Source organism: Daejeonella sp., from assembly GCF_044232565.1.
In the GTDB taxonomy this organism is placed as follows: domain Bacteria; phylum Bacteroidota; class Bacteroidia; order Sphingobacteriales; family Sphingobacteriaceae; genus Daejeonella.
On the sequence record NZ_JBIILQ010000280.1, the window covers coordinates 1 to 3202 of the forward strand.

Consider the following 3202-nt stretch of genomic DNA (forward strand, 5'->3'; position numbering starts at 1 on the left):
ATTGCAGGTCCGGGACCAGCTGAGATATATTTCCAATCGCCTTGAATAATCCCCAATCTGCTGTTTACAGCCTGTTGCACAATGTATTCTCTATTCTCTTTACCACCCAACAAAGCATTCAAACTATTATAACTATCTGGCAAACTGACTGTTCTTCCCGTTAAAGCCGCCAATGAAGCATAAAAATCTATCTGACTAAACAAGGTATTGGACACAGTTCCTGCTTTAATTTTCCCGGGCCACCTGATCAGCATCGGAACCTTGGTACCTCCTTCAAAAGCACTGTATTTTCCACCTCTAAAAATGTCTGATGGGCTATGTCCGTTTAGTTTTTCAACAGCTTCATCTTCGTATCCATCATCCACCACTGCACCATTATCACTTGTAAAAATCACCAAGGTTTCATCTGCGATATTTAAGCGATCGAGGGTGTTTAGAAGCTCTCCCACCGACCAGTCCAATTGCAAAATAGCATCCCCTCGTGCGCCCATGCCACTTTTGCCTACAAATCGTGAATGCGGAGCTCTAGGAACATGAATATCATGCGTGGCGAAATAAAGAAAAAATGGACTTTTTAAATTTTGCTCGATAAAATTAATAGCTCTATTGGTAAATACATCGGCCATATCTTCATCTATCCATCGCGCTCTTTGTCCGCCAGTCATCCACCCAATTCTACTAATTCCATTAATAATTGTAGCATCATGACCATGTGAATAGTTCATCTTTAAAAGCGCAGGATTTTCTTTGCCAGTAGGCTCATTCCCTATTTTCGATTTATAGGATACTTGGATTGGATCGGACGCATCAAGATCTACAATTCTATGATTTTCGAGGTACACACATGGAACTCGATCGCCCGTAGCAGGCATAATAAACGAATAATTGAAACCTATTTCCAACGGACCCGGTTTAATGTCGGCATTCCAATCTGGACCACCCGCAGGACCTAAACCCAAATGCCATTTACCCACCACGGCTGTCCGATAACCTACCTTTTGAAGCATTCCTGGCATCGTTTCTTCATTGGTAGGAATAATTAATGCAGCATCACCCGGTGCAATATTAGTTCCAGATTTCCGCCAAGCATATTTACCAGTAAGTAATGAAAACCGGGAAGGCGTACAAGTTGCTGACGTTGCATAAGCTTTATTAAATCGCAATCCCTCCTTAGCTAAACGATCAATATTTGGGGTTTTTATTTTCTTGGCACCATTTGCACTGATATCACCGAAACCTAAATCATCCGTATAAATTAAAACAATATTGGGGCTTTTCTGTGCAAAAGAAAATAAGCTCGCACCTTGCAAAATTAGTAAAGCCAGAAATAAATAGTTGACTCGTTTAAACATAATAAAATTAAATAATGTGAAAATAAATATGTGAATTATTACCAAGTAGATTTAAAGACATGATCATTCTTGCGTTCATTAATAGGTTTTAAAGGAATATACAATCCCCCAGTTTTTTCTAACCAATCCCATAATTTCGTATTCAACTCTTTTGCAACAGTTTGAAATTTGGGCTCTCTAATAAGATTATTTAATTCAAAAGGGTCATTCTTTAAATCGTAAAGTTGGTTAATATCCCAAACTCCATGGCTACGAATAAATTTAAATTGATCCGTACGAATGGCGAATTGGGTTGGAGTTTGCGGAAATGGATTTTCAAAATAATATTCATAAAACACTTCTTTCCTCCAATTGGTTTCGGGCATACCTTTCATAAGAGAGACAAAGGAATTCCCCTCCATTTTGCCTGGCTTTTTCACTCCGGCAAGTTCCAAAATAGTAGGCGCAATATCAATATTCAAAATCATTTCCTTCACCTTTGTCCCGGCTTTAATTAGTGCTGGAGAGCGAGCCATCAGTGGAACTCGCATTGATTCTTCATAGGCATGGCGCTTATCAATTAGTCCATGTTCCCCGAAAGAGAATCCATTATCACCCATGTAAATAACGAGTGTTTCTTTGTCGAGGTCATTATCCTTAAGATACTTTAATACGCGACCCACGCTATAATCTATACCCATTAAAGTTTCGAGGTAATCCACATAAAAACTATCAAAATCAGTCTGACCATCATACATATAATCAACCCCATGCCAGCTGTCGCGCTGAGCACGAACCCAGGAAGGAATATCTTTATAATTGATTTTATGGGCACTTGAATCAACCTGATTACCACGTGTAAACTTTTTACTGTTTGCTCTTGCAGTTGAGAACATTGACACAGGATATTGAATCTTAATATCTTTATAAATACCATTATCTCTTTTTGCAGGCCTGAATTCGGCATGCACGGCCTTGTGCGATAAATAAACAAAAAAGGGCTTTTTCTTATCCCTTTGCGCTAGCCAATCTAAGGTTAGATCGGTTAAAACGTCTGTTATGTAAGCACTATCGCGATAAGAAACCATCTTACCATCCATATTAATTTGAGGATTATAATACACTCCTTGTCCCGCGAAACTCACCCAACGATCAAAGCCTTGCCGCGGATTACTATCACCACCTCCCATGTGCCATTTACCAAAAAAGGATGTCTGATACCCTGCACTTTGAAGATATTGTGGAAAATAGATCAGAGATTTGGGTGCCGGAGCCTGATTATCAACTACGGTATGTGTGTGTGCATACTGTCCCGTTAAAATAGATGCCCTACTTGGCGAACAGAGTGCAGTACTTACAAAAGCATTTTGAAAATGTGCACCTTCATTGGCAATTCGATCTAAGTTAGGTGTTTTTAATCCTGGGACTGCCCCTGTAAAACCCATAAAATCATATCGATGATCATCAGAGAGAATGAAAATGATATTCCGTGGTTTTGCACCTAAAACAGGCTCGTATTTCAACTTTTTTGTATCCTGAGCGGATAGGCCAAATGAAAGTATTACTAAAAAGAGAGATGCCAGATTTTTAAAATTAGGGATATTCGAAATCATCATATTAATTTGGATTTAGACAAAGTATCAGATAAAAACTATTCTAAAATATTAAATAATTTATTCTGCAAATTTTTCAATACTCGAAACACTAATCTATTGAATAGTACCATATACATATTTAAAAAAAGTATCAATAAAATATTAGTAAAGCCTAAAATACACCATCGCTTTCAAAAAACTTACCATCCTTTTGAGAAATAGATTTATTATAAATTCTAAACAATGGAAAACTTTTAACTACCGCATGATCATCAT

At 37.8% G+C, this 3202-nt stretch carries 2 protein-coding genes; both read right to left on the reverse strand.

Annotated elements, in window-relative coordinates:
- Positions 1–1352, reverse strand: a 1352-nt coding sequence (locus tag ACILQF_RS12020) for an arylsulfatase (protein WP_395627645.1), incomplete at its 3' end; no start/stop codon positions are given.
- 38 nt (positions 1353–1390) lie between these two features.
- Positions 1391–2947, reverse strand: a complete 1557-nt coding sequence (locus ACILQF_RS12025; RefSeq protein ID WP_395627646.1) for a sulfatase — start codon at positions 2945–2947, stop codon at positions 1391–1393.
- Between the last annotated feature and the right edge of the window lie 255 nt (positions 2948–3202).

Bases quoted from the DNA above. Each gene is read 5' to 3' on its own strand.
- ACILQF_RS12025 (WP_395627646.1), bottom strand. From the start codon at position 2,947: ATGATGATTTCGAATATCCCTAATTTTAAAAATCTGGCATCTCTCTTT.